Annotated in this window: 2 protein-coding genes; one reads left to right on the top strand and one right to left on the bottom strand. The window is 61.9% G+C overall.

Annotated elements, in window-relative coordinates; genetic code table 11:
- Positions 1 to 758, bottom strand: a 758-nt coding sequence (locus B0O95_RS15060) for a filamentous hemagglutinin N-terminal domain-containing protein (RefSeq protein ID WP_146064120.1), incomplete at its 3' end; no start/stop codon positions are given.
- A 308-nt stretch (positions 759 to 1,066) separates the two neighbouring features.
- Here B0O95_RS15060 and B0O95_RS15055 point away from each other — a divergent pair.
- On the top strand, positions 1,067 to 2,604 hold a 1,538-nt coding region (locus B0O95_RS15055), incomplete at its 3' end, for a ShlB/FhaC/HecB family hemolysin secretion/activation protein (protein WP_233203450.1).

Raw genomic sequence — 2,604 nt, 5'->3', positions numbered from 1 at the left:
AGTTGGCCAACGTCAATCGATACGCTTGGCGCCGGCCCGTCGCCTTGAATGGTCGTGGCCGCTAGCGTGTCGTAAGGCACGTGGTTCGCACCGCTCACCACGTTCAAGTTTTTGGCGTAAATTTCGGTGTTCACCCGCACCGCGCGCGCGATCAGGTCGACTTGATCGATGTTCGACGCATTAAACTCCGCGCCATGCACGGTCACCAGCCCACGCGACACATTGAAGCCGGCTAGCGAGCCGTCTGCGCCATAGTACGGTTGTCCGGTCGTCAGCGTCGCCCGGCTTGTGTTAATGAAGCCACCGCCGTTCACGACAATGCCCGACGGATTAGCGACCACCACCTCAGCGCGCGGACCGGCCACCTCCACAGGGCCACGCAGCTGGCTTGCCTCTAGGCTATGAACCTCGTTGACGATGAGGCGCGCCGACTGATTCGGGCCGAAGTGCGGATTGCCGTTGATATAGCCTGCTCGACCCGTTTTAACAATCGCCGAAGCATTGTTTAGGATCGCGCCGGGCGCTTGGACGTCGAACTGATGGTAGTGATTGACCGACACGCCTGCCCCGGACGGCCGGGCAATATCGACCTGCGGCAAACCATTTTGCGTTTGGATGACTCGCGTCTCTCCCCCCGGAACCGGCACGATTTGCGCAAGACCCCACGCTGGCCACGCGCTCAACCAGAGCGCCACGAAGCGGGCGCGGCCCACACGCCACACTGGCTCAACACCCACTAGAATCCAACGCGTTGCCATATAGGTTAGCCTCGTCGGGCAATTTAACTACCCTAGTATAAAGATTCGCCATTGGCCAACCGCCTGTGCCGTGCTCCGGACACCGCCCCCATTCAATCGGAAAAAATACTGCGCGGGACGGACCGGCCCACCCCAGTGGGCCGCCCCGCCATGCCAATATCAGGTCCCCGCTGGCCGCGCCAGCCCCTGTTCGCCAAGGAGCACCTGCTTTGCCAACCTCGACAGCACGGGTATCTATTCGCTACGCTGGCTCGCTTGCAGGATGCACGGCCCTGCTGCTCGGCGGCATAGGCACCAGCCCCGGGGCGCTGGCGCAAAACCCGCCTGAACCGACGCGGCAAACAACCTATCCGGAACAGCGGCTTGAGCAACAGCGCCAGGCACAAGAGCGCGAACAGGCCATCAACACTCCTGCTGTACGCTCCAGCGCACCACCCGCCGCGGCTTACCCGGTGTTGCCCATCGAGCAGCCGTGCTTTCGCCTTGAGCGCCTCGCGCTTAAGGTGCCCGAGCTTCTACCGGCATCCGTGCGCGCACAAGGCGCCTCGGCGCTGCCCCAGGACCGCTTCGCATTTGCACGTCAATGGCTGGCGCACTACGCGGGTCAATGCGTCGGCAAGCAGGGTTTGGACCGGATTGTCAGTGGGCTAACACAGGAGATTTTAAGCCGCGGCTACATCACAACACGGGTTATGCTGGCCGAGCAGGATCTGTCGCACGGCGAGTTGACCGTCACGCTAGTGCCAGGCGTGATTCATGCCGTGCGTTTCTCGGAGCCGACGATACGCGGCACATGGAAGTCTGCGTTTCCAGCTAGAGCCGGCGACGCGCTGAATCTGCGCGATCTTGAACAAGGCCTGGAGCAGCTCAAGCGCGTGCCGAGTCAGGACGTCGACATGCGGATTGAACCCGCCCAGACGCCAGGCCAAAGTGACGTGGTGATCCAGCTGAGGCGCGCCAAGCCGTGGACGATCGTCGCAGCAGTGGACAACTCGGGGGCGCGGGCGACCGGCAAGCTGCAAGGCCACATGAGCATCGGCATCGATAACCCACTGGGCTTGAACGACATACTGAACGTGGGCGCCAACCATGATCTCAGTTTCGGCGACAAGCGGCTCGGCTCGCACGGCTGGAACGCTGCCTATTCGATCCCGTATGGATACTGGACCGCATCGCTGTCCGCCAGTACCAACACCTACTACCAACAGATTGTCGGCGTGAACCACACCTTTGTCGCAAGCGGCAACAGCCAGTTCGTCGACGCGCGCGTGCATCGCACACTAGCGCGCAGCCAGGCCGGTGTGTTCGGTGTGCAGCTACGCGGCATTAAGCGCTTTGGCGCGAGCTTTATCGAAGACACCGAAATCAAACCACAACGACGTAATAATACGTTTATCGAGTTGGGCTTGACCCATCGGCATTATGTCGGCGGCGCACAGTTTGACGGCCTGCTCGCGTACCGGCATGGTCTGGATTGGCTCGGTGCAACGCCGGCGTTGCCACGCGGCTATCCGACGTATCGACTGCGCATGGCATCGCTTGATGCAAATCTGTCCGTGCCGTTTACGCTCGCGAGCCAGCCGTTGCGCTACGTCAGTGCCGCACACGGGCAGTTCACCAACAACCGGCTTTTTTATCTGGATAGCTTGACCATCGGCAGCCGCTACACGGTGCGTGGTTTCGATGGCGAGACAATGCTCGCCGGCGAGCGCGGCTTTTACTGGCGCAATGAACTGCAAGCGCCCATCGCGCACACCGGGCAGCACGCCTACGCGGCGCTTGATTATGGCCAAGTCTTCGGTCCACTGACACGAGACCAGGGCGGCACGCGGCTCGTTGGCACGGC

The organism is Mycetohabitans endofungorum, from assembly GCF_002927045.1.
Taxonomy (GTDB): Bacteria; Pseudomonadota; Gammaproteobacteria; order Burkholderiales; family Burkholderiaceae; genus Mycetohabitans; species Mycetohabitans endofungorum.
Note: the sequence above shows the minus strand (reverse complement) of the source record. Positions and strands in the feature narration are given on the sequence as shown.